The organism is Thauera mechernichensis, assembly GCF_029588855.1.
Classification (GTDB): domain Bacteria; phylum Pseudomonadota; class Gammaproteobacteria; order Burkholderiales; family Rhodocyclaceae; genus Thauera; species Thauera mechernichensis.
On record NZ_JARQZE010000009.1, the window covers coordinates 1 to 26,652 of the forward strand.

The 26,652-nt window shown below is 65.8% G+C and carries 29 protein-coding genes and 1 pseudogene; 25 read left to right on the forward strand and 5 right to left on the reverse strand.

All coding sequences use genetic code 11. From position 1 onward, the window contains the following. The 6 genes and pseudogenes from P7F68_RS12850 to P7F68_RS12875 all read left to right on the forward strand — a co-directional run. A pseudogene (locus P7F68_RS12850) lies at positions 1–121 on the forward strand (IS5/IS1182 family transposase); the annotation flags it as partial. 282 nt (positions 122–403) lie between these two features. Beyond that, positions 404–736: an H-NS histone family protein gene (locus P7F68_RS12855; RefSeq protein WP_277833656.1), complete on the forward strand. Its 333-nt coding sequence runs from the start codon at positions 404–406 to the stop codon at positions 734–736. 64 nt (positions 737–800) lie between these two features. After that, a complete protein-coding gene (locus P7F68_RS12860) occupies positions 801–2,192 on the forward strand; it encodes an undecaprenyl-phosphate glucose phosphotransferase (protein ID WP_277833658.1) in 1,392 nt (463 codons plus the stop codon). A gap of 221 nt (positions 2,193–2,413) precedes the next feature. Next, positions 2,414–2,668 carry a type II toxin-antitoxin system CcdA family antitoxin gene (locus P7F68_RS12865; protein WP_277833660.1) on the forward strand — a complete coding sequence of 85 codons (255 nt, stop codon included), beginning with the start codon at positions 2,414–2,416 and terminating at the stop codon, positions 2,666–2,668. Further along, entirely contained in the window at positions 2,656–2,946 is a 291-nt protein-coding gene (locus tag P7F68_RS12870; RefSeq protein ID WP_277833662.1) for a CcdB family protein, read from the forward strand. Before P7F68_RS12865 ends, P7F68_RS12870 begins: the two co-directional genes overlap by 13 nt. 105 nt (positions 2,947–3,051) lie before the next feature. Then, positions 3,052–4,521 carry an IS4 family transposase gene (locus P7F68_RS12875; protein ID WP_277833664.1) on the forward strand — a complete coding sequence of 490 codons (1,470 nt, stop codon included), beginning with the start codon at positions 3,052–3,054 and terminating at the stop codon, positions 4,519–4,521. A gap of 101 nt (positions 4,522–4,622) precedes the next feature. Here P7F68_RS12875 and P7F68_RS12880 read toward each other — a convergent pair whose 3' ends face one another. From P7F68_RS12880 to polA, 4 genes are all read right to left on the reverse strand, one after another. Further along, the gene (locus tag P7F68_RS12880; protein WP_277833666.1) at positions 4,623–5,192 is read right to left on the reverse strand and encodes a Uma2 family endonuclease; all 570 of its coding nucleotides are present in this window, start codon (positions 5,190–5,192) and stop codon (positions 4,623–4,625) included. A 110-nt stretch (positions 5,193–5,302) separates the two neighbouring features. Next, on the reverse strand, positions 5,303–7,135 hold the full coding sequence (gene msbA / locus P7F68_RS12885) for a lipid A export permease/ATP-binding protein MsbA (RefSeq protein ID WP_277833669.1): 1,833 nt from the start codon (positions 7,133–7,135) through the stop codon (positions 5,303–5,305). 41 nt (positions 7,136–7,176) lie between these two features. Continuing rightward, the gene (locus tag P7F68_RS12890; RefSeq protein ID WP_277833671.1) at positions 7,177–7,977 is read right to left on the reverse strand and encodes a BUD32 family EKC/KEOPS complex subunit; all 801 of its coding nucleotides are present in this window, start codon (positions 7,975–7,977) and stop codon (positions 7,177–7,179) included. Further along, positions 7,977–10,874, reverse strand: coding sequence for a DNA polymerase I (gene polA / locus P7F68_RS12895; protein WP_277833673.1), 2,898 nt, complete (start codon positions 10,872–10,874; stop codon positions 7,977–7,979). The genes P7F68_RS12890 and polA overlap by 1 nt, the downstream gene beginning before the upstream one ends. Before the next feature lie 115 nt (positions 10,875–10,989). Between polA and P7F68_RS12900 the strand changes: the two genes are divergently transcribed. The 19 genes from P7F68_RS12900 (at position 10,990) to P7F68_RS12990 (ending at position 26,063) form a co-directional block, all read left to right on the forward strand. Then, positions 10,990–11,715 carry an LOG family protein gene (locus P7F68_RS12900; RefSeq protein WP_002933163.1) on the forward strand — a complete coding sequence of 242 codons (726 nt, stop codon included), beginning with the start codon at positions 10,990–10,992 and terminating at the stop codon, positions 11,713–11,715. A 76-nt stretch (positions 11,716–11,791) separates the two neighbouring features. Further along, a complete protein-coding gene (locus P7F68_RS12905) occupies positions 11,792–12,115 on the forward strand; it encodes a DUF2782 domain-containing protein (RefSeq protein ID WP_002933162.1) in 324 nt (107 codons plus the stop codon). Between the two features lie 128 nt (positions 12,116–12,243). After that, positions 12,244–12,762 carry a DNA-deoxyinosine glycosylase gene (locus P7F68_RS12910; RefSeq protein ID WP_277833678.1) on the forward strand — a complete coding sequence of 173 codons (519 nt, stop codon included), beginning with the start codon at positions 12,244–12,246 and terminating at the stop codon, positions 12,760–12,762. A 38-nt stretch (positions 12,763–12,800) separates the two neighbouring features. Then, positions 12,801–13,757 carry a homoserine kinase gene (locus tag P7F68_RS12915; protein ID WP_277833680.1) on the forward strand — a complete coding sequence of 319 codons (957 nt, stop codon included), beginning with the start codon at positions 12,801–12,803 and terminating at the stop codon, positions 13,755–13,757. Beyond that, positions 13,754–14,563, forward strand: coding sequence for a BPSS1780 family membrane protein (locus tag P7F68_RS12920; RefSeq protein ID WP_002942571.1), 810 nt, complete (start codon positions 13,754–13,756; stop codon positions 14,561–14,563). Before P7F68_RS12915 ends, P7F68_RS12920 begins: the two co-directional genes overlap by 4 nt. Before the next feature lie 19 nt (positions 14,564–14,582). Continuing rightward, entirely contained in the window at positions 14,583–15,371 is a 789-nt protein-coding gene (locus P7F68_RS12925) for a BPSS1780 family membrane protein (protein ID WP_277833683.1), read from the forward strand. Next, a complete protein-coding gene (gene nadD / locus P7F68_RS12930; protein ID WP_277833685.1) occupies positions 15,361–16,059 on the forward strand; it encodes a nicotinate-nucleotide adenylyltransferase in 699 nt (232 codons plus the stop codon). The genes P7F68_RS12925 and nadD overlap by 11 nt, the downstream gene beginning before the upstream one ends. 73 nt (positions 16,060–16,132) lie before the next feature. Beyond that, entirely contained in the window at positions 16,133–16,486 is a 354-nt protein-coding gene (gene rsfS / locus P7F68_RS12935) for a ribosome silencing factor (protein ID WP_002933138.1), read from the forward strand. An 18-nt stretch (positions 16,487–16,504) separates the two neighbouring features. Further along, the gene (gene rlmH / locus P7F68_RS12940; protein WP_002944983.1) at positions 16,505–16,975 is read left to right on the forward strand and encodes a 23S rRNA (pseudouridine(1915)-N(3))-methyltransferase RlmH; all 471 of its coding nucleotides are present in this window, start codon (positions 16,505–16,507) and stop codon (positions 16,973–16,975) included. Positions 16,976–16,982: 7 nt separating this feature from the next. Then, on the forward strand, positions 16,983–17,609 hold the full coding sequence (locus tag P7F68_RS12945; RefSeq protein ID WP_002933133.1) for a Maf family protein: 627 nt from the start codon (positions 16,983–16,985) through the stop codon (positions 17,607–17,609). Beyond that, a complete protein-coding gene (gene rng, locus P7F68_RS12950; RefSeq protein WP_002944981.1) occupies positions 17,606–19,060 on the forward strand; it encodes a ribonuclease G in 1,455 nt (484 codons plus the stop codon). The genes P7F68_RS12945 and rng overlap by 4 nt, the downstream gene beginning before the upstream one ends. Continuing rightward, on the forward strand, positions 19,057–20,007 hold the full coding sequence (locus P7F68_RS12955) for a prenyltransferase (protein ID WP_277833690.1): 951 nt from the start codon (positions 19,057–19,059) through the stop codon (positions 20,005–20,007). The genes rng and P7F68_RS12955 overlap by 4 nt, the downstream gene beginning before the upstream one ends. A gap of 104 nt (positions 20,008–20,111) precedes the next feature. Then, a complete protein-coding gene (locus P7F68_RS12960; RefSeq protein ID WP_277833692.1) occupies positions 20,112–20,522 on the forward strand; it encodes an XRE family transcriptional regulator in 411 nt (136 codons plus the stop codon). A 142-nt stretch (positions 20,523–20,664) separates the two neighbouring features. Then, positions 20,665–22,890 carry a TonB-dependent receptor plug domain-containing protein gene (locus P7F68_RS12965; RefSeq protein ID WP_277833694.1) on the forward strand — a complete coding sequence of 742 codons (2,226 nt, stop codon included), beginning with the start codon at positions 20,665–20,667 and terminating at the stop codon, positions 22,888–22,890. A 25-nt stretch (positions 22,891–22,915) separates the two neighbouring features. Beyond that, positions 22,916–23,698 (forward strand): PepSY domain-containing protein, encoded by a 783-nt coding sequence (locus P7F68_RS12970; RefSeq protein ID WP_277833697.1) that lies wholly within the window; start codon positions 22,916–22,918, stop codon positions 23,696–23,698. Continuing rightward, positions 23,695–23,952 (forward strand): hypothetical protein, encoded by a 258-nt coding sequence (locus P7F68_RS12975; RefSeq protein ID WP_277833699.1) that lies wholly within the window; start codon positions 23,695–23,697, stop codon positions 23,950–23,952. The genes P7F68_RS12970 and P7F68_RS12975 overlap by 4 nt, the downstream gene beginning before the upstream one ends. A gap of 63 nt (positions 23,953–24,015) precedes the next feature. Beyond that, positions 24,016–24,615, forward strand: coding sequence for a Holliday junction branch migration protein RuvA (ruvA, locus tag P7F68_RS12980; protein WP_002944968.1), 600 nt, complete (start codon positions 24,016–24,018; stop codon positions 24,613–24,615). A 20-nt stretch (positions 24,616–24,635) separates the two neighbouring features. Next, entirely contained in the window at positions 24,636–25,694 is a 1,059-nt protein-coding gene (gene ruvB, locus P7F68_RS12985) for a Holliday junction branch migration DNA helicase RuvB (RefSeq protein ID WP_002944964.1), read from the forward strand. 12 nt (positions 25,695–25,706) lie between these two features. Then, positions 25,707–26,063, forward strand: coding sequence for a hypothetical protein (locus P7F68_RS12990; RefSeq protein WP_277833704.1), 357 nt, complete (start codon positions 25,707–25,709; stop codon positions 26,061–26,063). On the opposite strand, the gene P7F68_RS12995 is transcribed toward P7F68_RS12990, so the two are convergent. Continuing rightward, a complete protein-coding gene (locus P7F68_RS12995) occupies positions 26,064–26,627 on the reverse strand; it encodes a helix-turn-helix domain-containing protein (protein ID WP_277833706.1) in 564 nt (187 codons plus the stop codon). It abuts the gene before it with no gap. Between the last annotated feature and the right edge of the window lie 25 nt (positions 26,628–26,652).

The following is a 26,652-nucleotide window of genomic DNA, read 5'->3' on the forward strand; positions in this document are numbered from 1 at the left end:
CGGATTGCGAAAGACCCGTTTCATCGGCCAGGCGAAGACCCAGATGGCGGCCTTCATTTCCGGTGCTGCATACAACCTGCTCCGAATCGCGAAATTGAGCGTTTCGGAGGTGAAGGCATGAGCACAGCAGCGCAAATGAACCTTCGTGGTCGCCTTTGCGGCCACGAAGACAACTCGAACGCGGTGCGAAGGCGATTCCGGAAAACGATGTCACGATGAAATTCGACCTGAACCTCAGTGCTGGCGCGGTACCGCCGGCTTTTGCATCACGCTGCTAGGGTGACAGACAACATCCGATAGGCCATACCTGACCTGTGAGTTCCTTAATGTACGGGGGCTTCACTCGAGGAATGGGCAACCACGTTGCTGCAATAAACTAAGCTGACTCTTGAAAGGTAAAAACATGCCGACCTATGTCGAGTTGATGGCGCAGATCGAAGCGCTGCAGAAACAGGCCGAGGAAGTACGCCAGGCGGAGCTAGCGGGCGTAATTGCCGAGATCCGGCAGAAGATTCAGGACTACGACCTGACAGCGGCCGACCTGGGTTTTGCGAGCGTCCCACCGGTGAAAACCGGGTCCGTTGGCACCAGCGACAAGCGTGCGGCGGTCAAGCCGAAGTACCGCGATCCGTCATCGGGCAAGACTTGGACCGGGCGCGGGGTGATGCCCAAGTGGATGAAGACGGCCGTGGAGGTCGGGCGCAGCCGTGAAGAATTTCTGATCCAAAGCGAATGAGAGCTCAAGAGTTACGAGACGCATCGACACGCACCCTCATCGGGAACACAAGGATTTTAGAAAAGTGCTGAGAGCTGCACGACCGCTTCACGGATTCCAGGCCTACACAAGCACCCTGACTCGACTCGCTGATGTCCTCTGCATGGTCGGAGCGGGTTGGATCGCATATTGGCTGCGCTTTGGAAGGGCAGAGATCGAGTCTCCTGGTTACACGAGCGCACTGATCGTCGGCGGCCTGCTTGTCCTCGTCATTCACCCGGTTTTCGGCATCTATAAGTCTTGGCGTGGGCGACTACGCCTTGGGCTTGTCGCAAAGCTGGTTGCGGCGTACATGATGGTGGGTGCAGCAATCACGGCATTGCTGTTCTTCACGAAGTTGGGGGCCAGCTTTTCACGCCTCTGGCTGATGTACTGGATTGGCGGCGCAGCGGTGGCATCGATCACCATTCGCTTGCTCGCCTATCCGCTGCTCAACCGTATTCGCAGACAAGGCCGAAATCGGCGGCACGTGTTGCTGGTGGGGGATGCCCACTCCTGCGCAACGGCAATTAGCCACCTTAGAAAAGAGCAGACGGCCGGCTTCGACCCCGGTCGGGTGATCATTGTTGGAGACGATCCTGGGCAGGAACTGGAAGGGATCGCCTATGAGCCGTATGCACACGAAGAACCGATCGATCATGACGAAGATGAGGTCTGGATCTGCCTGCCGCTGTCCCAGGGTGAGACGGTAAAGGAGATCCAGGCGACGCTAAGCCTGTCGACCGCGAACGTGCGCTACATGCCGGACATGCGGGACTTCCGCCTGATCAACCATGCGGTTTCGGATGTGGCGGGTCTGTATCTGCTCGACTTGAGCTGCACGCCGATGACGGGAATCAATGCCTTCATCAAGGCCGTAGAAGACCGCGTGATCGCCGCACTGATCCTGGTCTTGATCAGTCCGATCATGATTTTCGTCGCCGTCGGTGTGCGACTGAGCTCGCCTGGGCCCATCTTCTACCGGCAAGAGCGAGTGAGCTGGAACGGCAGGCCGTTCATGATGCTGAAGTTCCGCTCGATGCCGGTGGATGTCGAGAAGAACGGAGTGCAATGGGGCGGCGCCGGCGGTGCCAAGAAGGCAACGCCCTTCGGCGCCTTCATCCGGCGGACAAGCCTGGACGAGCTGCCGCAGTTCATCAACGTGCTCAAGGGCGACATGTCCATCGTCGGCCCGCGTCCGGAGCGTACGGTGTTCGTGGATCAGTTCAAACACGAGATTCCGGGCTACATGCAGAAGCACATGGTCAAGGCCGGCATCACTGGCTGGGCCCAGATCAACGGCTGGCGCGGCGACACAGACCTTCAGCAGCGTATCGAGTGCGACCTCTGGTACATCGAGAACTGGTCGCTGTGGCTGGACCTGAAAATCATCTTCCTGACGGTGTTCAAGGGGTTCGTGAATCCGAACGCCTACTGAGGATGTAAGCCTTGCGTGAGCGTTTGGAGCTGATCGAAGTGGCCAACGCCTGGCAGGCGGTGCGCAAAAGACTTGCTCGGCAGCACCGGTAGCGTAATCCCCAAGTTCGCCGAGCAGATCGCCCGCCGGGGTTCGACACTTCACCCCGATTTCTCTACCACATCTCGTTGGCTCTCGATCTTGCGGTATATTGATCCGGCACTTCGAGTAGGAGCCCAGCCATGGTATCCGCCATCAAACGCAAAACCTCCCTGACGCTTGACGCCGAGGTCCTTGACTCCGCCAGGGCACTGGAGATTAACGTATCGGCCGTGGCCGAAGCGGCGCTCAAGAGGGCGGTGGCCGAAGCCCGCCGCAAGCAGTGGCTGAATGACAATGCAGACAACTTTGCTGCACAAGCTGCCTGGCACGAACGCAACGGGCACACTCTGGCCGAGATCATGTGTGCTCCAGGGAGCGCTTCGTGGAACGCCTGAACCGCTACAGCGTGGCGGAATACAAGGGCGTGGCGATGGTCGTGGTCGAAAGCGACCTTTTGCCGCCCGACCCCGCGGTGGTGGTCATTCCGTTGCTGCCCGACTACCCGGCCGTCAATGGCTTGAACCCCGAAATTCTTTTTGACGGCAAGCGGTTGATTCTTGCCACCCGCCTCATCGCGGCAGTGCGACGAGCCAATGTGCGTTACGTCGGGAGCGTGGCAGATCAGGGTGACAGCATCAATCGAGCGGTCGACATTCTGATGTCAGGTGTTTAGTGGCGGATGCGCACGAAATCGGAGTCAGACCCGAATGGCACTAAGTTAAGCCATCGTAGCACGTTTGGCGTAACATGCCATTGGCGTATCGTGAGATAATCTGGCATGACAAATGCCACGCTCTTTCTGCCCGGTTTCCACCTTGCCACCCTGCGTCGGAGACCGCGTTCGGCGGCCCGGCGACTGGCCGAAGAGAAGGCCCGGATTCGTCAGCACTCGATCAGCGAGCTCGGTGATTGTTTCGGGCATTTCATACCGACAAAGACGCTGGAGAACGGGCCGGATGGCGCCTTCAGCCGGCGCCGACTGTTCAGCAAGGAGAACACGTTCTGGGCTTTTTTCTCGCAAGTTCTCGACGCTGACGGCGGTTGCCAGGAAGTGGTTCGCAAGGTTCAAGCCCTTGCCGCGACGCGATCAATGCCGGTGCCGTCGGCATCGACGTCGGCGTATTGCCAGGCACGCAGAAAACTTGATCCGGTTGAACTGGAAAAGATCCTGGCGCACACCGCCGACGAGTTGCAGCAGCAAGGCCGAAGCCGTTGGTGGAAAGATCGTCGTGTAGTCGTGGTCGACGGCACGGGTGTCAGCATGCCTGATACACACGCCAACCAACAAGACTGGCCTCAACCAAACAGCCAGAAACCCGGCTGCGGCTTCCCACAGGCACGAATTTGCGCCTGCTTCTGCCTGCAAACGGGCGCCTTGCTGAGTTACCGCATGGGCCACCATAAGAGCGCCGAATTGCCCTTGTTGCGACAGCAATGGGACAGTTTCAGCAGCGGCGACATCTTTCTCGGCGACAAGGGATTTTGCAGCTATTACGACGTCTGGCAGTTCAACAAGCGCGGCGTTGATTCGGTGATCACGTTGGCGCGACGCACCCCTGTTGTCGCCGCGTCGGCCGTTGCGGTGCTGGGGCCGGATGACTTGCTGATTCAATGGCCGAAACCGGTGTGGAACAAGGCCCTGAGCTACAGCAAGGAGGAATGGCAGGCGTTGCCCGAACACCTGGATCTTCGTCAAATCAAGGTCACCATCGACGTTCCCGGGATGCGGTCAAAAAGCTACTACCTTATTACCACCCTGACGGATTCGACCCGTTATGGTGCGGCTGAACTGGCCGATCTCTACCGCCAGCGCTGGGATGTGGAACTGTTCTTCCGCGACATCAAGACGACCATGGGCATGGATGTGCTGCGATGCCGAACCCCCGCCTTGGTAAAGAAAGAAGTCCTGATGTACTTCATTGCCTATAACGCTGTGCGTCGGCTGATCGTCGACGCAGCCAACGCCGTCGAAAGCCCGCCGTGCCGAATCAGTTTCAAAGCCAGCATCCAAGCCTTGCGGCAGTGGGAGCCGCAACTCCATCAACGTGCTACCGACGCCAGCGAACGGCGGCGGTTGCTCGAGTCGCTCCGCACGGCCATCGGCGCTCGTCAGGTCACCGCCCGACCTGGGCGGCGGGAGCCTCGATGTTTGAAACGACGTCCGAAACCCTTCGCACTCTTGACAGCCCCTCGCCATCAAATGATTGAAGTACCCCATCGCGGCCGATACCGTGCAAATGTGGCTTAACTTAGTGCCATTCGAGTCAGACCCCGGTTTCGCACCGCAGGTGGGCGACCGACTGAATGCGGCGAATCCTGGGAGGGGCTGAGTTCAGGTGCTGAACCTGCTCACAGCTCAACGTCCTCATACAAGCCATCAAGCCCCAGCTCAACCCCCACGCTTTCCAGCCGGATGACATCACCCTCGCCCGCCGGGTGCAGGACCCACAGCCCTTCGCTGTTCTTGCGGAAAAGGTCGGCGTGCTTGCGGTCCTGCTCGATGAGCAGGTATTCCTCCAGGCTGTCGATCTGCTGGTAGAGCTCGAACTTGCGGCCGCGGTCGAAGGCGGCGGTGGAGTCGGAGAGGACCTCGATGATCAGGGACGGATGCTGCTTGGCAAGGCTGGCCTCGGGCTGGCGGTCGCGCGCATCACAGGTGACGAAGACGTCGGGGTAGAAGACCGCGTCGGCGCGGTCGATACGCAGCTTCATTCCGGACACGAAGGCGCGACAGGGCGTGCCAGACAGGGCCACGCGCAACCCAGCGTAGGCATTGCCCAGGATCGTGTAATGCGCATCCGTACCACCGGACATGGCGAACACCTCTCCGGCGAGGTATTCGTGGCGTTCGGGCTGATCCTCTTCCCACGCCATATAGGCGTTGACGTCGAATTCTGGTGCTGTCCTGGGCAGGGCCATGGCGCGTACTCCTTGTGTCGGCTGAGGATAGCCGGTCGATGCCAGGGGCTCAAGCTGCGGGGCGGCTGCGCGGAGACTATTCCGACCAAACCCGCACCCCCTTTCACAGCTCAGGCCGGCCCTTGCTCCTCCCCGATCGCCTGCAGCCGCGCATACACCCCACCCCGCGCCACCAGTTCCGCGTGCGTCCCCCGCTCCACGATGCGCCCGGCCTCCATCACCAGGATCTGGTCCGCCTTCTCGATCGTCGATAGGCGGTGGGCGATGACGATGGTCGTGCGCCCTTCCATCAGGCGCTCGATCGCTGCCTGGATCAGGCGCTCGGACTCGGTGTCGAGCGCGGAGGTCGCCTCGTCGAGGATCAGGATCGGCGCGTTCTTCAACAAGGCGCGCGCAATCGCCAGGCGCTGGCGCTGGCCGCCCGAGAGCAGCACGCCGTTCTCGCCGATCTCGGTGTCGAAGCCCTGGGGCAGGCGGTCGATGAACTCGCGCGCGTTGGCAGCCTCGGCGGCGGCGACGATCTCTTCGCGGCTGGCACCGGCGAGCTCGCCGTAGGCGATGTTCTCGGCCACGGTACCGTTGAACAGCGTGACCTGCTGGGTGACGAGCGCGATGTGGTGGCGCAGGTTGGCGAGCGTGTAGTCCTCCACTGCCACGCCGTCGACCAGCAGCCGGCCTTCGTCGTGCTGGTAGAAGCGCGGGATGAGGTTGGCGAGGGTGGACTTGCCACTGCCCGACTTGCCCACCAGGGCGATCATCTGCCCCGGCTCGGCCTTGAAGTCGATGCCTTGCAATGCACGCCCTTCCGCACCGGGATAGGTGAAGCCCAGGCCCTGGGCCTCGACGCGACCGCTGATGTGTTCGCGCTCGACGCTGCCGCCATCGGGCTCCGGCGCTTCGTCGAGTTGCTCGAAGATGCTGTCGGCTGCGGCCACGCCGCGCTGGATCTTGGAGCTGACCTCGCCCAGTTGGCGGATGGCGCGCGGCAACAGGCCGGCGGCTGTCATGAAGGCGACGACGTCGCCCGCGGTGGCGTCGCCCCGCACCTTCAGCACCATGAACAGCAGAACGCCCATGGCGGTATAGATGATGAGGTTCATCAGCGCCGAGAAAACCTCCTCGGTGCGCACCATCTTGAGCTGGCGCTTGGTGTTGTCCAGGCTGGCATGCACGAAGCGACCGCGCTCGTAATCCGCGCCGCCGAAGCTGCGTACCACGCGGTAGCCCTGGATGGTTTCGGAGGCCACATGGGTGACCTCGCCCATGGCGGTCTGGATGTTCTTGGACAGGCGGCGGAACTTGCGGCTGGCGTTCGATACCAGCCAGCCGATGATAGGCAGCACCACGAGCAAGGTCAGGGTGAGCTGCCAGTTCATCCACAGCAGGTAGCCCAGCAGCGCGATGACGGTGAGGCCCTCGCGGAACAGCGTCTTCACCGCGTCGGTCGCGGCACCGGTGACCATCGTGACGTTGTAGGTGAGCTTGGAGACCAGGTGGCCGGAGTTCTGCGCGTCGTAGAAGCGGTTGGGCAGCACCAGGAAGCTCTCGAAGAGCTGGGTGCGCAGGTCGTGCACCAGCCCGAGCGACACCTTGGAGATGGCGTAGTTGCCCAGGAAGGTACCCACCCCTTGCCAGAGCGCGATCAGCATCACCATGACCGGGATCGCGTACACGATGTCGAGCGCATCAAGCCAGCCGATGCCGGTGGTGGCCGGGGCATCGGGCGTGGCCAGCCCATCGACGAAGAACTTGAACACCGCTGCCAGGCCCGCCTTGCCGCCGCCGGCGATGGCGAAGCCAAGGATGCTGAGCAGGAAGTAGCCGAGGTAGGGCTTGGTATAGCCAAGCAGGCGAGTGTAGATCGTGAGGCTGCTCGCAGGCGCGGATGCGGGCAACGCCTCGGGCGCGGGCGTGGGCTCGGTACTGGAAGGGGCTGGGCTCATGGCGGCCAATGATATGCCAAGCCGACGCGGTGCTCGTGGCGTCAGCGCGACAGGCCCTGCAACAGCCAGGCCACCGCACGCAGGCGCTGACCGTCGCGGCCGAAGCGGCGCCCACGCGGCAGATGGCGCAGCCAGGCCAGACGGCCCGCCGTGCGCAGTACCTGGGCGCGGATATCGGCATCTACCGCGGCGAGGGCAGCGCGCACTCTGGGGGCGGCGGCCTCGAGCAGTTCGCGCTGGTCGAGGATGAGCGCGGTCGAGTGCAGGTAGCACAGCCAGTCACGCGCCTGGCACTGGGCGAGCCCGAGCGCACGGCCGGGGTCGTCCTCGAAATCGATGAAGGCGATGCGGCCGTTAGCGGCGCGCACCATGTTGCGGGCAAAGCCCTGGCTCAGGTAGCCGCCGCGGCGATGGAGGTCGGCCAGCGCGGCGAGGCCCTCGTCGAACAGGGCGAGGCAGGCGGATACGTCCTTGGCGGTGGCCATTTCCTGTTGCAGGCTCAGACCCGGCTCGCCCGTGCTGCCCAGGTCCTTGAGCATCAGGCCGGTATCACTCCAGGCCAGCACCTCAGGCACGAACACGCCCTGCGCAGCCAGGGTCTGCAGGCGGCGCACCTCGGTATTGATGGCGTCGGCACCGCCAAAGTTGGGTACCGGGCTGAGCACCCCGAGACCGAGCGCGCGCGACAGGAAGCCCATCAGCATGTAGCGCCAGCGCGGGTTGCGAGGGCCCGCCTTTTTCACCCACACGCGCTCGCCGCCAAAGTCGTGGGCGCCAACGTTATGCATCTGGCGCGCCAGCGCCTCGGCCAGGAAGCGCTCGGCAGCGGTGTCCGCCGCCATCAGTGCGCTTCGTCCCAGTTGTCGCCCGCCCCCACCTCGACCAGCAACGGTACCTTGAGCTCGGCGACACCGCCCATCAGCTTCGGCAGTTCGGCGCGAATCGTGTCGAGCTCGGGTTTCGGCACTTCCAGCACCAGTTCGTCGTGCACCTGCAGCACCAGCCTGGACTTCAGCCCCGACGCGGCCAGCCAGGCGTCGGTGGCGATCATCGCCTTCTTGATCAGGTCGGCGGCCGTGCCCTGCATCGGCGCGTTGATCGCCGCACGCTCCGCGCCGGCGCGGCGGCCGGCCTGGCTGGCGCGGATGTCGGGCAGGTACAGCCGGCGGCCGAACACGGTCTCGACATAGCCTTGCTCGCGCGCCTCGGCGCGGGTGCGGTCCATGTAGGCCGCGACGCCGGGGTAGCGCGCGAAGTAGCGGTCGATCCAGCTCTGCGCAGCGGCGCGCTCGATGCCCAGGTTCTTGGCCAGGCCGTGCGCGCTCATGCCGTAGATGAGGCCGAAGTTGATCACCTTGGCGTAGCGGCGCTGCTCGCTGGTCACCTCGGCCGGCGCCACGCCGAAAACCTCGCCAGCGGTGGCGCGGTGCACGTCTTCGCCTTGGGCGAACGCTTCGAGCAGGCGGGCGTCGTCCGACAGGTGGGCCATGATGCGCAGTTCGATCTGCGAGTAGTCGGCCGACACGATGAGGTGCTCACGCGGCGCGATGAAGGCAGCGCGGATGCGGCGGCCCTCCGGCGTGCGGATCGGGATGTTCTGCAGGTTGGGCTCGGAGCTCGACAGCCGGCCGGTGACGGCGGTGGCCTGCGAGAAGCTGGTGTGCACCCGACCGGTCTTGGGGTTGACCATGCGCGGCAGCTTGTCGGCGTAGGTGCTCTTCAGCTTGGCCAGGCTACGGTGCTCGAGCAGCAGCTTGGGCAGGGGATAGTCCTCGGCGAGCTTCTCCAGCACCTCCTCGTCGGTGGAGGGCTGGCCGGTGGCGGTCTTCTTGACCACCGGCAGGCCGAGCTTGCCGAACAGGATCTCGCCCAGCTGCTTCGGCGAGCCGAGGTTGAAGGGCTGGCCGGCGAGGTCGTGGGCTTCGCGCTCCAGATCGTGCAGGCGGCGGCCGAGTTCCTCGGAATGCTGGCTGAGCAGGAAGGGGTCGATCAGCACCCCGGTGCGCTCCATGCGCTGCAGCACGCCGAGCACCGGCATCTCGATGTCGCGGTAGAGGGCGTCGAGCGCCGCCGTCCCTTGCAGCTGCGGGTGCAGGTGCCGGTGCAGGCGCAGGGTGACGTCGGCATCTTCGGCGGCGTATTCGGTGGCGCGGTCGATGGCGACCTCGTCGAAGCCGATCTGCTTGGCGCCCTTACCGCAGACCTCGGTGTAGGGAATGGTGGCCAGGCCGAGGTGGCGCTTGGCGAGCGAATCCATGTCGTGCGGCTTGTCGCTCTCCAGCACGTAGGATTCGAGCAGGGTGTCGTGGGCGATGCCGCGCAGCGCGATGCCGTGGTTGGCGAGCACGTGGGCGTCATACTTGAGGTTCTGGCCGAGCTTGGCGTGCTGGTCGGACTCCAGCCAGGGACGAAGCTTGTCCAGCACCTCGTTCAAGGGCAGCTGCGCTGGCGCGTCCGATGCACGGTGCGCCAGCGGCAGGTAGGCCGCCTCGCCCGGCTCGACCGCGAAGGACATGCCGACCAACTGCGCCGCCATCGGGTTGAGGCAGGTGGTTTCGGTGTCGAATGCGGTGAGCGCGGCGGCGGAGATCTTCGCCAGCCAGGCATCAAAGCCCGGCCAGTCGAGGATGGTCACATAGCCGCTGCGGTGGGCGCCTGCAACGCCCCCCGTAGGAGCGGCGCCAGCCGCGAGCTGTTCTTCACCCTCTCCATCGCCGAAAAGGCTCGCGGCTGGCGCCGCTCCTACGGAAAACCCTTGCGGGTGCGAGGAGCGTGGGAGCGGCGCGAGCCGCGAGGGGTCGAAGGCGACATCGCCTGGGGCCTGCCCCCTGCTTCCCTGACCATCGAAGCGACGCGCCTCGGTCGCGGCCTTGGAGGCGGCGACGCTCGCTGCGCCGGCGTCCAGATCCTTGAGCCAGCCGCGGAACTCGAAGCGCTCGTACAGCGCGCGCAGCGCCACCTTGTCGTCCGCGCGCGCGGGCAGTTCATCGAGCGTCACCGGCAGCTCGACGTCGGTCGCCACCGTCACCAGCTTCTTGCCCAGCGGCAGGAAGTCCAGGTGTCGGCGCAGGTTCTCGCCCACCTTGCCGCCCACCTTGTCGGCGTTGGCGACCAGGTTGTCGAGGGTGCCGTACTCGGTCAGCCATTTCACCGCCGTCTTGGGGCCGCACTTCTCCACGCCCGGCACGTTGTCCACCGTGTCGCCGACCAGCGCGAGATAGTCGACGATGCGCTCGGGCGGCACGCCGAACTTGGCCTCCACGCCCGCGGAGTCAAGCACCTCCTCGCTCATCGTGTTGACCCACTGCACCCCGGGGCGCACGAGCTGGGTGAGGTCCTTGTCGCCGGTCGAGATCACCACCTCCCAACCGCGCTCGAGCGCCTGGCGGGTAAGCGTGCCAATGACGTCGTCGGCCTCCACGCCTTCCACCGCCAGCAGCGGCCAGCCTTCGGCCTGCACCGCCTCGTGCAGCGGCACGATCTGCGCGCGCAGGTCGTCGGGCATGGGCGGGCGGTGCGACTTGTACTCGGGATACCAGTCGTCGCGGAAGGTCTTGCCCTTGGCATCGAACACGCAGGCGCGAAATTCTGCCTTGTAGTCGCTCTCCAGCCGCCTTAGCATCGACAGCACACCCCGGATCGCCCCCGTAGGCTCGCCCTGCGAATTGCGCAGGTCAGGCAAGGCATGGAAAGCGCGGTAGAGATAGCTGGAGCCATCGACGAGCAGCAGGGTGGGCATCTTCTGGAAAATCCTTGTCCTTGTTGGGGTCAGGTCTTGCATTTGCTCATCCGCGCTTCACCGGAACGAGCAAATGCAAGACCTGACCCCAGAGAGACACAACGAGAACAACAACATGACCGCGAAAGAAAAACTCCCCCGCAGCGCGCCCGACAGCACCGCGCCACGCTACAACGCGCGCGAGTCCTGGCGAATCTTCGGAATTATGGCAGAGTTCGTCGAGGCGACCGAACGCCTGGCCTCGATCCGGCCGGCGGTGTCGATCTTCGGCAGCGCGCGTACGCCGCCTGACCACCTGTACTACATGCTCACCGAAAAAATCGCCCGCCTGCTGTCGGATTCAGGCTTCGCGGTGATCTCGGGCGGCGGCCCGGGCATCATGGAGGCTGCCAACAAGGGCGCCTACTTCGGCAAGAGCCCCTCGGTGGGCCTCAACATCCAGCTACCGCTGGAGCAGAGCGCCAACCCCTACCAGGACATCTCGCAGACCTTCCAGCACTTCTTCGCGCGCAAGTTCATGTTCGTGAAGTTCGCCACTGCCTATGTCGTCATGCCGGGCGGTTTCGGCACGCTGGACGAACTCCTCGAGGCGATGACGCTGATCCAGACCAGGAAGAGCCGCAAGATCCCGATCATCCTGGTGCACGGTCCCTTCTGGCAGGGGCTGCTCGACTGGTTGCGCGACCGGCTCGTCAGCGAAGGCATGATCAACCGCGAAGACCTCGACCTGATCCAGGTCATCGACAAGCCCGAGGACGTCGTCGAGGCCATCTTCAAGCACTACGAGCGCCGCGGCTTCCAGCCCCTGCCCACCGAGCGCGAGATGATGCTCAACCTGTAATGGCGTCTGGGGCGGGCGAGCGTCTGGGGCTCCTGAGCATTTCTGGCTAGAATTGAGGCATCTTCAGGAGAACACCATGCGCCGCACCCTTTTGGCACTGCTGCTGGCCGTCAGCCTACCCGCCTTCGCCCAGCAACCCGCGGGCCTCGAGCCCATCCCCGAACCGCCGCCCATGCCCGCCGGCATGAGCGAGCTCGACGAACCCGAAGTCACCATCGTCCAGCGCGGCGAGGACACCGTGGCCGAGTACCGCATCCGTGGCAAGCTCTACATGGTCAAGGTAACCCCGCCGCACGGCGTGCCCTACTACCTGATCGACAAGGAAGGCAACGGGCAGATGGTGCGCGACGACGCTGCGCCCGGCCTTGCCGTGCCGATGTGGGTGATCAAGTCTTGGTGAGCGCCGCGATCGTGCCGCCGGCGAGTCGGCAGCAAACGCCGATTCGCCATGGAACACCGGGGGCCACCCCGGACGTCCCGGCCGATCTCCCCGAGCGCCCTACCCGGGAAACCGGACAGGGGCAGCGCGTGCGAAGCTTTCCTGCGGTGCACACTGGCGCTGCGCGCGTACTCATTCTGGGCAGCATGCCGGGCGAAGCCTCGTTGGCCGCCGTGCAGTACTATGCGCACCCCCGCAACGCGTTCTGGCCGATCATGGGCGCATTGTTCGGTGCCGGCCCCGAGCTGCCGTATGTGCAACGCCTCGAACGCCTGTGCGCCGCCGGGGTAGCCCTGTGGGACGTCATCGGCGCGTGCCAGCGCGAGGGCAGCCTCGACAGCGCGATCGCGCGCGACAGCATCCTGGCCAACGACTTCACCGCGCTATTCTCGGCCTGCCCAGGCATCGGCCACGTTTTCTTCAATGGCAGTGCTGCAGAGGCCGCCTTCCGTCGTCATGTAAAACTGCCGCCAACGGGCCAGCCCCTGCGCTTCACCCGCCTGCCATCGACCAGCCCGGCGCATGCCGCACGCGGCTTCGAGGCCAAGCTTGCCGCCTGGCAGGCCGTGCGCTCCGCCGCCTGTGTGGCCGACGCACTCGCCGGCTGAGCCCCGGCGCCCTCTGACCCCCTCGCACCGGAGCCCGCATGTCCGTCTTCACCCCCGTTCCCGAATCCGCGCTCGCCCACTGGCTCAAGGACTACGCCATCGGCCGCCTGGTGGAACTCAAGGGCATCTCGGCCGGCGTGCAGAACAGCAACTTCTTCGTCACCACCACGCTCGGCCGCTACGTCCTCACCCTGTTCGAAGGCATGTCGCGCGCCGAGCTGCCCTACTACCTGCATCTGATGGCCCATCTTGCGCGCCACGGCCTGCCGGTGCCGGGCCCGATCGCCAACCTGCACAACGAATACCTCGGCACCCTGCAGGAGCGCCCGGCCGCGCTGGTGGTGCGCCTGTCCGGCGCTTCGGAGATGGCGCCCGGCGTCGAGCACTGCGCCCGTGTCGGCGCCATGCTTGCCGGACTCCACCTCGCCGGCCAGTCCTACGGCCGCCGCCAGCCCAATCCACGCGGCCCCGAGTGGCGTCTGGCCACGGCGCAGGCGGTGCGCGACTTCCTGCCCACTGACGAGCGCACCCTGCTCGACGCCGAGATCGCCTTCCAGTCCGCACAGGCGCTCGCCAACCTGCCCGCCGGCGCCATCCACGCCGACCTCTTCCGCGACAACGTGCTATGGGACACGGATGCCGACGGCAGCGTGCACATCGGCGGTGTCATCGATTTCTACTTCGCCGGTCACGACGCGCTGCTGTTCGACGTCGCGGTCACGGTCAACGACTGGTGCTCCCTGCCCGACGGCGGCCTCGACGGCACCCGCTGCACGGCCCTGCTCGCGGCCTACCATGCCGAGCGTCCGTTCACCGCGGCCGAGCGCGCTGCCTGGCCCGGCCAGTTGCGCGCAGCCGCACTGCGCTTCTGGCTGTCGCGCGCAGCCGACTTCCACCTGCCACGCGCAGGCGAGATGGTGCTGGTGAAGGACCCCAACGAATACCGCGACATCCTGCGCCTGCGCATCGCGGATACCCCGCCACTGCCGCTATGACCGAAGCTCGCCGCCCCCACCCTGCACCGCCCGCACCTGGCGACGTCGCCCCCGGCCACGCCCTCAACTGGCTCAGCGAGGGCTGGCGCCTGTTCATGAAGGCGCCCGGCGTGTGGGCCATCCAGGCGCTGATCTTCTTCGTCATCCTCACCGCGCTCGGCCTGATGCCCTTCCTCGGCTGGGCTGCGGCGCCGATCGCACTGCCGGTGCTGGTAGGCGGCATGATCGCCGGGGCCCAGGCCCTGGACCGCGGCGAGTCGCTGCGCGTCGACCACCTGTTCGACGGCGTTCGCCACCATGCGGGCAACCTGCTACTGGTCGGCGTCTTCCATCTGCTCGGCCTGCTGCTGGCCGCCTTGATCGCCGCCGCCATCGGCGGCAGTGCGGCGCTGACCGGCGCCGCAGTCGGTGCCCTGGCAGGCATGGGCATGGCCGGCAGCGGCATGATGCTCGGCGTGGTGGTGTTTACCGTGCTGTGGGCGCTGCTCATGATGGCGCTGTGGTTCGCCCCCGCCCTGGTGATGCTGCACGAGATGGCCCCACTCGACGCCATGCGCCTGTCTGCACGCGCCTGCATCCACAACCTGCTCGCCTTCCTCATCCTCGCCGCGCTGCTCTATGTCCTGCTTTGGGTGGCGATGCTCCCCGCCGGGCTCGGCATGCTGGTGCTGATCCCGGTGATTGCATGTGCGCTCTATGCCGCCTGGAAGGAAACCTTCGCACCACAGCTCCCGGCGTCCCTGCCGATCGCTGCCGATGGCCCCGAGTCTGCGGACCGAACGCCGGACGCCCCTCCTCCCCCCTGAACGCCCACGAAGAACATCAATGCAAGCAAACAGACTCCCCATGCAGCGCGGCTGGTTCTGGCTGCGCGAGGGCCTCGTCCTCTGGCGCCGCAATCCGGCGCTCATCACCTTCGCCACGTTCGGCTACCTGCTCTCGATCGTCGTGCTCAGCCTGGTCCCGCTGCTGGGCCAGCTCGCCGCCTCGCTGCTCATGCCGGCCCTGTCGGTCGGGGTGCTCAACGCCTGCCGCGCCATCGACAGCGGTCGCAAGGTTGGCCCGGACGTGCTGTTCTCCGGCTTCAAGACCAACCTGCAGTCCCTCATCGCGATCGGCGGCATCTACCTGATCGCCACCCTGCTCGTACTCGTGCTGGTATCGCTGGTCGACGACGGCAGCCTGTTCGCACTCATGCGCGGCGAGGAGCCGGCCGAAGATGCCGGTGTCGGCTTCACGCTGCTCATCGCCCTCACCCTGTCCACACCGGTCGTCATGGCCTACTGGTTCGCGCCGGTACTGGCCGCCTGGTGGAAGGTGTCCCCAGCCAAGGCCTTGTTCTTCAGCTTTTACGCCTGCCTGCAGAACTGGCGCCCCTTCCTGGCCTACGCCATTGGCGTGGCGATTTTCGGCGCCATCCTTCCCGGCATCGTCATCGGTGTGCTCGGGCTGCTCTCGCCCGCGCTTGGCACGCTGGCCTCGCTGCCGATCCCGCTCATCGTCATCCCGGTGATCTTCGCCACCTTCTACACCGCCACCCGCGACGTTTTCGGCCTGCCCGACGCGCCCCCCGTGATCGACCGCAGCCCGCAGGACGCCGACGATGCCGGCTGAGCCGCGTCCGCCGGCAACCGCCGGGCCGCTCGGCCTGCTCGGCGGCACCTTCGACCCGATCCACCTCGGCCACCTGCGCCTGGCCGAAGAGGCGCGCGAGGCCCTCGGGCTGGCCGCCGTGCGCCTGATCCCGGCCGGTCAGCCGCCCCACCGCGGCGAGCCACGCAGCAGTGCGGATCAGCGCCTGGCCATGGCCAGGCTGGCGAGCACCGGCAACCCGGCATTCGAAGTCGATGACAGCGAGGTACGCGCCGCAAGCAAGAGCTACACCGTGCTCACCCTCGAGCGCCTGCGCGCCGAACTCGGTCCCGCCCGCCCGCTGGTGCTCATTCTCGGCGCCGACGCCTTCGAAGGTTTGCCCGGCTGGCACCGCTGGCAGGCGCTCTTCGACTTCGCCCACATCGCCGTCGCCAATCGCCCCGGCTACGCGCCGCACGGCCGGCGCTGGCCTGCCACACTGTCGCCCGAGCTCGCCGCCGCGTGCGCGGGCCGCCACAGCAGCGACCCGGCCGACCTCGCCACAGCGCCCGCCGGCCGCATCGTGCCCTTCGACATGACCCCGCTCGCCATCTCGGCCTCGCTCATCCGCGATCTGGTTCGCACCGGCCACAGCGTGCGCTATTTGCTGCCTGATTCCGTTGTCGACTATATTGCCGCGCACCATCTTTACGAGGGCAACGGGAACTAGAGCCTTCCCATTTGCCGGGAAAGCCCCCCACTTCCTGCCCTTCTCGCCCCCACTCTTCATTCCTGCCGAGCCCATGGACCTTCCCACCCTGCAAAACATCGTCGTCAGCGCCCTCGAGGACATCAAGGGCCGCGACATCGAGGTCATCGACACTTCGAAGCACACGCCGCTGTTCGATCGCATCGTCATCGCCAGCGCCGAATCGGGCCGCCAGACCCGCGCCCTGGCGCAGAACGTTCAGGACAAGGTCAAGGAGGCCGGCGGCGAGGTACTCAGCATGGAAGGCCAGGACACCGGCGAGTGGGTGCTGGTCGACCTTGGCAGCATCGTGGTGCACGTGATGCAGCCCGCCGTGCGCAGCTACTACAAGCTCGAAGAGCTGTGGAACACCAAGCCCGCCGGCCGCCAGGCCGCCGCCGGACGCTGACCAGGCGCCCGCGCGGCCGTGAAGCTCTGCATCGTCGCCGTCGGCCACCGCATGCCGGCCTGGGTACAGGCCGGCTTCGACGAGTTCGCCCGCCGCATGCCGCGCGAGCTGCCGCTGCAGCTTGTCGAGGTGAAAGCCGAGCCGCGCACCAGCGGCAAGACCGTCGACGCCATGATGGCTGCCGAAGCCGCCCGCATCGAAGCCGTGCTGCCGCCACGATGCCGGCGCGTGATCCTCGACGAGCGCGGCGCCGACCTCTCCACCCTGGCGCTGGCGCAGCGCCTGGAGAGCTGGCAGGGCGAAGGCCAGGACGTGGCGCTCATCATCGGCGGCCCCGACGGTCTGTCCCCCGCCCTCAAGGCGAGCGCACACGAAGCCATTCGCCTGTCCAGCCTCACCCTGCCCCACGCCCTGGTGCGCCCGCTGCTGGCCGAGGCGCTGTATCGCGCATGGACGGTGCTGCGCAACCACCCCTATCATCGCGAATGAGTACTGCATGACGCCCATGTACCCGCGCATCTACCTCGCCTCCAAGAGCCCCCGCCGCCGCGACCTGCTGCGCCAGATCGGCGTGCAGTTCGACGTGCTCACCTTCCGTGACGGCGAGCGCGGCGAGGACGCCGACGTGGACGAAACGCCCCTGCCTGCGGAGCCGGTCGAGCGTTACGTCGAACGTATCGCGCTGGCCAAGGCCGAGGCCGGCATGCGCCGTGTGCTGTGGCGCAAGCTGTTGCGACGCCCGGTACTCGCCGCCGACACCACGCTCGAGCTCGACGGCGAGATCATCGGCAAGCCGAGGGACGCGGCCGATGCCCAGGCCATCCTCACCCGCCTGTCCGGGCGCCGCCACCGCGTCCTCACCGCACTGGCCGTCAGCGACGGCGAACGCACGCGCAGCCGGGTGTCGGTGAGCGAGGTCAGCTTCACCACGCTCTCCGAGAACGACATCCGCCAGTATGTCGCCAGCGGCGAGCCCATGGACAAGGCCGGCGCCTACGGCATCCAGGGCCGCGCCGCGGTGTTCATTGACGAGATCCATGGCAGCTACTCCGGCATCATGGGCCTGCCGCTGTTCGAAACCGCCAGGCTGCTCGACATCTTCGCCACCGAGGAGCGGCAGTGAGCATCGAATTCCTCATCAACTTCACCCCGCAGGAAACCCGCGTCGCGCTCGTCGAGCAGGGCGTCGTCCAGGAACTGCATATCGAGCGCACCGCCAGCCGCGGCATCGTCGGCAACCTCTACCTGGGCAAGGTGGTGCGCGTGCTGCCCGGCATGCAGTCGGCCTTCATCGACATCGGCCTCGAACGCACCGCCTTCCTGCATGTGGCGGACATCTGGAGCGAACGCCAGAACGGCGAAGCCGCCCGCCCGATCGAGAAGATCCTCGCCGAAGGCCAGAACCTGCTCGTGCAGGTGCTCAAGGACCCCATCGGCACCAAGGGGGCGCGCCTGTCAACGCAGGTCAGCCTCGCCGGACGGTTGCTGGTCTACCTGCCCCAGGAAAAGCACATTGGCATCTCCCAGCGGATCGAGGACGAGGCCGAACGCGAAGCCCTGCGCGTGCGTCTGACGGCACTGGTGCCCGAGGATGAACGCGGCGGCTTCATCGTGCGCACGATGGCCGAATCCGCGTCGGACGCCGAGCTCGCCGCCGACATCGCCTACCTGCGCAAGCTGTGGAGCGAGATCTCGGCCAGCACGGCCGGCATCTTCCCGCCCAAGCTGCTGCACGAGGACCTCGGCCTGGGGCAGCGCACGCTGCGTGACCTCGTTACCGACGAAACCACCCGCATCCGCGTCGATTCCCGGGAAAACTACCAGAAGCTCGCCACCTTCGCCGCCGAATACACACCCCAGGTGCTGCCGCTGCTCGAGCACTACAGCGGCGAACGCCCGCTGTTCGAGCTCTACAACGTCGAGGAAGAGATCCAGAAGGCGCTCGCCCGCCGGGTGGATCTCAAATCCGGCGGCTACCTGATCATCGACCAGACCGAGGCGATGACCACCGTCGACGTCAACACCGGCGGTTTCGTCGGTGCGCGCAATTTCGACGACACCATCTTCAAGACCAACCTCGAAGCCAGCCAGGCGATCGCCCGCCAGCTCCGCCTGCGCAACCTGGGCGGCATCATCATCATCGACTTCATCGACATGGAGAACACCGAACACCGCGAGATGGTGCTCGAGGAGTTCCGCAAGGCCTTGTCGCGCGACCACACGAAGATGACGATCAACGGCTTCACGGCGCTCGGCCTGGTCGAAATGACGCGCAAGCGTACCCGCGAGTCCCTCGCCCACCTGCTGTGCGAGCCCTGCCCCACCTGCAGCGGTCGCGGCGAGGTGAAGACCGCGCGCACCGTGGCCTACGAGATCCTGCGCGAGCTGCTGCGCGAGGCGCGCCAGTTCAACGCCAAGGAGTTCCGCGTGCTCGCCGCCCCCAATGTCATCGACCTCTTCCTCGACGAGGAGAGCCAGTCGCTGGCGATGCTGTCCGACTTCATCGGCAAGAAGGTGTCGCTCCACGCCGAGGCCAGCTACACGCAGGAACAATACGACATCGTGCTGCTGTGAGCACTGCCATCGAGCACCCCGCCGAACCCCGCCCCGAACGGCTGCGCAATCCGCTCCTGCGCCTGGTCGCCGCCACTCGCCCGGCCTTCCTCGCCGTCACCCTGGTCGGCTGCCTCATCGGCATCGCCAGCGCGCACGCCAGCGGCCTTGTCATCGACCCGCTCAGCGCCGCGCTCACGCTGCTGTTCGCCCTGCTCGCACATGCCGGCGGCAACGTCATCAACGACTACCACGACGCCCTGAGCGGAGCCGACGACATCAACAGCGGCCGGCTCTTCCCGTTCACCGGCGGCAGCCGCTTCATCCAGAACGGCGTGCATACGCCAAGGCAGACGGCGCTGCTCGGCTATGGCCTGCTTGCAGCAGTGGTGCCGGGCGGGCTATGGCTGACCTGGCAGGCCGGGCCGGGCCTGCTGCTGATCGGGATGGCCGGCCTGGCGCTGGGCTGGGCCTACTCCGCGCCTCCGCTCAAGCTGGTGTGCCGCGGCTTCGGCGAAGTCGTCATCGTGGCCTGCTGGCTGCTGGTCGTGGTCGGTGCCGACTTCGTGCAACGCGGCGCCTTCGACCTGCTGCCCGTCTTCGCCGGCCTGTCCTACGCCCTGCTGGTGGCCAACCTGCTGTTCATCAACCAGTTCCCGGACCATGACGGCGACGCCGCCAGCGCCAAGCGCACCCTGGTCGTGCGCCTGGGCCCGCAAACCGCCAAGTGGGGCTACCTGCTGATCGCCATCGCCGCTTACGCCTGGCTGATCGCCATGGTGGCCAACGAACTGCTGCCGCAGAAGACCGCCGCCGCAGCGCTCACCGTCGCCCTGTCCTTCCCCGCCGGGCGCGACCTGCTCGAGCACGCCGCCAACCCGTCGGAGCTGACGCCTGCGATCAAGCGCACCATCGTCGCCGCGCTCGCGCATGGTGTCGTGCTGGCCGGCGTGCTGGCCTTCTCCTGAGACCGCCTCAGGGCGACACCCTCAGCCTGCCTCCGGGCTCAGTGCGCCGACCCGATCACTTACATATGCCTGTTCTCGAGTCGCCCTGAAGAGAACTATATGTGATGTCGAAGTCCTCACTTGCACTCGATACCCTGCCTCCCGAGGTGAGCCGCTCGCTGCAGACCCTCGGCGAGCACTGCGCCTTGGCGCGCCTGCGGCGCAAGGAGTCGCAGAAGCAATGGGCCAGCCGCCTGGGCGTTTCGGTACCAACCTTGATCCGCCTCGAAAAGGGCGACCCGACGGTGAGCATGGGCGTGTTCGCCACCGCACTGTGGCTGATCGGGCTGTCGGCAGGGCTTTCCGAGCTGGCCGACCCGGCCAAGGACCTGCGCGCGCTCGAGTCCGACGTCCGCGAGGCAAGCCGCCTGCGCGTCAGGCGGACGCGCGCGTCGCGCACCACACCGCCCCCCCCGCGACAAGGACAGCGCCAGGCGCTGCAGTCAGCGGCGACGCGGGCTCAGACGCCGAGGTAACGGTTCCACAAGTGGCGCAGCCGTATGAAACAGGGCAGCCAGGGCGCATTTGCGATCATTAATAAGAATTGTTACCATTCCCCAATCAGCCAGCCATGCCGCCGTCGGACAGCCAGCCAGCAACCCGTCGCCCGGTGGTTTCATGCCTGCCTGCCGTTTCAATACAGCTCCATCCCCTCGCCTTGCCGCCTTGACCCTCGCGATTGGCCTGGCCCTGCAACCCACTGTCTCACTTGCCACAAAGCCAGACCCGGTGCTGGCAGAGATCGTGGTTCACCCCGAGAAGGACGACTTCGACGCTCGGCAGCAATCTGCGAGCACTCGCCTGGTCTACGGCCGGGAAGAGCTGGATCGAATGAACGAGCTGACGGTGGGCGATTACCTTCGGCGGCTGCCGAGCGTGACCTTCACAGGCCCTCCCGGCAATCCGAAAGACGTGCGGATGCGCGGCATGGACAAGGGCTACACGCAGATCCTGATCGACGGCGAAGCGGTCGCATCGGGCACCAAGGAGCGGCAGATCCAGGTCGACCGCATCCCGCTCGACATGGTCGAGCGCATAGAGGTGATCCGCGCGCCCTCGGCCGACATGCCTTCGGAAGGCATGATGGGCACCATCAACATCGTTCTGCGCGAACCACCAGACAAGCGCGTCGCGAACGCCCGCATCGCGACCGGCCGCCTCTTTGGCGAGAAGACCGATACCAACACCTGGAACCTGTCCGGACAGTACGGCGATGCCTCTGACTCGGTGCGCTGGCTGCTCAGCGCCTCGGTAGGCGACCGTGGCGACCTGAAGAGCAAGAGCAAGGACGAAACCTCCTATCACAACAACCCCACGAATGCCCCCAAGGACCGCAAGCTCGAATTCGAAGACGAGCGAGCTCGCACGCGAACCGTCGACTTCGCGCCGCGCATCAACATCAGGCTCTCTGCCGTTGATGAACTCGTGCTGACACCCTGGTTCACACGCTCGGACGAGTCCAAGGAAAAATCCCGAGACAAGTTCAAGTACGCCGGCACAAGCATCATCGGTGATGGACAGACCCAAGAGGACGAAGACAAGTTGCGCGAAACCTGGCGGCTTCGCGGCGAATGGAAGCGCAAGATCGAGGACGGCAAGCTATCGATCTACGCGGCAGCCCAGCAAGGCACGGAGAAAAAGGACAAGTCGACGCTCGATTACCGGAGCGACGGCACGCTCTCCAAGGTCGCCGTCGAGCGTGATGACAAGGACGAGTCCGACTGGTACCTGGGCGCGCGCGGCGAACGCAAGCTCGGCCGTCACACCGTCTCCGCAGGCCTCGAATACCGCGATGCACGTCGCAAGGACGGCAAGACCAAGGAAGAAGGAGCAAGCTGGGCGGCGCTGAGCGCCAAGGACCCTGGGCGAGGCGACCGGTTCGATATCTCCGAACAGCGCTGGACCGCCTTCGTCCAGGACGAGATCCGCCTCGATTCCAAGCACATTCTGACCCCTGGCCTGCGCGCGATACATGTTCGCCAAGGTGCCATCGATGCGTTCGGCGCCAAGAGCACGGCCGCGACCGATAGTCTGAATCCATCGCTGCACTACCTCTGGAAGTTCGACCCCCGTAACAACCTGCGAGCCAGTGCGACCCAGACCCTCAAGCCCCCCAAGTTCGACGACCTCTCGACCGTTACCGAATCGAAGAGCGGCACATCCGCAGACCCTGACAAATCAGGCAACCCTGAACTCAAGCCAGAGCGTGCCGTTGGCCTCGAACTGGGCTGGGAGCACTTTCTTCCGGATGGCGGTGGCGTTCTTGGCGCAAACGTCTTTCACCGTGACATCAAGGACAAGGTCGAGAAGATCAGCGGACTCGAGGGATCGCGCTGGGTCGAACGCCCCCAGAACGTCGGAGATGCCAAGGTCTGGGGCTGGGAACTCGACGCACGCCCGCAGATGGACATCATTGGCCTGCCCGAACTGATGCTCCGCTTCAACTACACCCGCCTGTATTCGCGCATCACCGACAGCGCCACCGGCATGACCACCCGCATCAAGGACCAGCCGCCCTACGTCTACAACATCGGGTTCGACTGGCAACTGCCGCGCCTCCGCGCCAGTTGGGGACTCAACTACAACTACACGCCCAAGTACCTCAAGAATCCGACCGAGCCGCTCAAGGCGGACTACGAGGCCGGTCAGGAATTGCTCGACGCCTATGTCAGCACACGGATCACACCCGATCTCTCGCTGCGTCTGACCGCCTCCAACCTGCTCGACATGCGGAAAGTGAAGGACAAGACGACCTATCACTCGAACGGCAGGCTCGACAAGACCTCCACCGAGACGGAGCGCGGTGGCCGTTCGATCATGCTGGCGCTCGAAGGGCGCTGGTGAGCCTCAACGTAAAAGGAGTCTCCCCGTGCAACTCAACCTGAAGGCGCGCGACTGGCACAACTGGCTCTCAGTCCTGCTTGTGGTGCCCATGCTGCTGGTGGGCTTCACATCGATCTTCCTCGCCCACAAGAAGGAGCTCGGCCTCAACGACATCGACCTCACACCCTACGTTGCCTGGCTGCCCGGTTACGGTGAGAGCGGACGGCGGGCGCAGGCGCCCGAGGTACGCTCCACGGCGACGCTGACCGACGGTCGTGTCCTGATCGGAACCCAGAACGGGCTGTTCGAAGTCGTCGGCACAAGCGCCCATGCCATCCCCGAACTGGGCGGAGACCAGATCCGCGACATCGCGGAGCTGCCCTGGGGCATCGTCGTCGCTGCAAAGGCCGGGATCTGGCTGAGCCAGGACGGCCGTTGGCAGCGTGTCGTCGCAGGCGACGCCTGGAACGCTCATCGGCACCCCGACGGCAGCGTTTCGGTCACGCTGAAGGATCGCGGCATCGTCTCCAGCAACGACGGCCGGGAGTGGTCCCCCCCCGCCTCGCTGCGTGCGGTGCTAGCAGGGCTGCCAAGCACGGACATGCCTGACGAGCGCGTCACACTGGGCAAGCTGATGATCGACATGCACACGGGCAAGGCTTTCCTCGGCAAGAACGCCGAATGGGTCTGGATCGACCTGCTCGGGTTCGTCTGGGTCTTCCTCGGTTTCACCGGGCTGTGGCTTTGGTGGCGAACCCAGACGAAGAAGCGCGACTCCGCGCTCAAGCGCGCTCAGCAAGCTGCTTCAGTAGCCCGCATCACGCAATGACGACCTTCATCCTGGGGCTGCTGCTTGGGCTATCGGCAATCGGGCTGGTGATCAGCTGTGTCGCGCTCATCCACGGCTTCAGGGTACGTGCCGAGATCCGGCGCCTGTCCCTGAGTGCCCCTGCGGACAAGGCGCAGGCGCCTGGAGGACGCGCACGACCGCCGGGTGCCGCCAAGAGCAAGCTGACGGCCTCAAGCGACAAGCAGACCCGTCAGGAGACCGAGGCGCCACCCGCTGTACGAAAACCCACCTGAGGCGCCGAGGCCGGGCCGGACACTGTTAGACTTGCGGCTTCGCAAGCTCCCGACCCGGCCACCATGATCGGACGCATCACCGGCACCCTGCTGGAAAAAAACCCGCCGCAGATCCTCGTCGACGTGCACGGCGTCGGCTACGAGATCGACGTGCCGATGAGCACCTTCTACAACCTGCCCGCCACCGGCACCACGGTGAGCCTGCACATCCACCATGTGGTGCGCGAGGACGGCCACTTCCTGTTCGGCTTCGCCACCGACGAGGAACGCGCGACCTTCCGCCAGCTGCTCAAGGTCTCGGGCATCGGTGCGCGCATGGCGCTGGCGGTGCTGTCAGGCCTATCGGTGAATGACCTCGCGCAAGCGGTGGCGCTGCAGGAGGCCGGACGGCTGGTGAAGATCCCCGGCATCGGCAAGAAAACGGCCGAGCGCCTGCTGCTCGAACTGCGCGACAAGCTCGGCAAGGCCTTGCCCAACATGGCGGGCGTACGCCTGGCAGCGCCGCCCGGAACCGCCCCGGACGCGAGGAGCGACATCCTCAACGCCCTCCTGGCGCTCGGCTACAACGAGCGCGAGGCGCTATCGGCGATGAAGGGCCTGGCCGAAGAAGTCGGCGTGTCGGACGGCATCCGCCAGGCACTGAAGGCGCTGTCGAAGGGCTGAATGGAGGCTGAGCCGAAGACATGATCGAAACCGACAAGCTCAAGGCAGTCGCGCCCGCCGAACGGCTCATCTCCGCCACCCCTGCCGACCGCCAGGAAGACGCCATCGAGCGCGCACTGCGCCCGAAGCGTCTCGCCGAATACGTAGGCCAGGCCAAGATCCGCGAGCAGCTGGAGATCTTCATCCAGGCCGCGCGCAAGCGCAGCGAGGCGCTCGACCACGTACTGCTGTTCGGACCACCCGGCCTGGGCAAGACCACGCTGGCGCACATCGTCGCCGCCGAGATGGGGGTGAACCTGCGCCAGACCTCGGGCCCGGTGCTGGAGCGCGCCGGCGACCTCGCCGCACTGCTCACCAACCTCGAGCCGCACGACGTGCTCTTCATCGACGAGATCCACCGCCTCTCGCCGGTGGTCGAGGAAATCCTCTACCCTGCGCTGGAAGACTTCCAGATCGACATCATGATCGGCGAAGGGCCGGCCGCGCGCTCGGTCAAGCTCGACCTGCCGCCCTTCACGCTGGTCGGCGCCACGACTCGCGCAGGCATGCTCACCAACCCGCTGCGCGACCGCTTCGGGATCGTGTCGCGGCTGGAGTTCTACACGCCGGAGGAGCTCGGCTTCATCGTCAGCCGCTCGGCGCGCCTGCTCAACGTCGAGATCGACGACAACGGCGCACTCGAGATCGCCCGCCGCGCCCGCGGCACGCCGCGCATCGCCAACCGGCTGCTGCGCCGGGTGCGCGACTATGCCGAAGTGAAGGCAAACGGCCACATCACTGCCGCGGTAGCCGATGCTGCCCTGCGCATGCTGGATGTGGACAACCTTGGCCTCGATCTGATGGACCGCAAGCTGCTGTCGGCAATGCTGGAGAAATTCGGCGGCGGTCCGGTCGGCCTCGACAACATCGCCGCTGCGATCGGTGAATCCACCGACACCATCGAAGACGTCATCGAGCCTTACCTGATCCAGCAGGGCTACCTGCAACGCACGCCGCGCGGGCGCATGGCCACGCACTCGATCTGGCAGCATTTCGGGCTTGCGCCGCCACGCCCCGGCGGCGACCTGTTCGCCCAATAGCTGGCTCGCACCATGCGCTCGCTGCAGGTGGTGATGATGACGCTGTGCGTGGTCGGCGGGCTCTTCCTGCTCATGCACGCGCCGGACTTCTTCATGCCCGACCGCTGGGACCCATCGCGTGGCCGCCAGTTCGACGCCACCGCCTCGCGCCTGCTGGGCGCAGGCCTGCTGGTGCTGGCCGTGCTTGGCGGCCACTACATGCGCAACATGTACTACGGCACGCGCCGCCGGCTCCCCGGGCCAGCCGCGCAGCTGCGTTACTTCCTGCTGCTGGTGCTGACCCTGGTGCTGATCAGTGCCGCCATGCATCGCGCCGAACCCGGCCCCAACCCCGAATACCGCGCCCCGGCCTCGGCAACCGCGCGCTGATCAGCGCTCGTCGGCGTCAAGCAGGGCGCGCACGCGCTCGGCCGTCTCCAGCAACTCGCCCAGCTGGCGCGAACTGAGCAGCGCACCAAAGTGATCGACCGCGGCCCGGGAGATGAAAAGATGGCCGTTGTCCCTGCGCACGATCCAGCCGAGTTCGATCAGGCGCACGATCTTGCGGCGTACGGTCTCGCGCGGCAACCCGGTCGCTGCAGCGATCGAATACGCATTGCAGGGTTTGAGTTCGCAGTACGCGTCGTCGACGTCGCTATGGAACTCGATCACTGCGGCGCCTGCAGCCTCGGCACCGAGGTTCCCGTTGCCACGTTCGCCGCCGGTTTCGAGTGCACCAATGTTGTGGAGTGCGATCTCGCCGAGCAGGATGGGCAGCAGGATGTCACGATCGAAATCCTCGAACCAGCGCCTGATGTTGCGAATCTCGTGGCGCGCGAGCATCAGCGCCACCGACTTGAGGATGCGCTGGGCCGAACCAGGCTCGATGACTTCGAGCGTGTCCTTGTCGGACGCTGCCGCCGGCGCGTCCTGTGCTTTGGCTTTGAGGACCATTGATATTGGGGAGACTGGCTGCGAT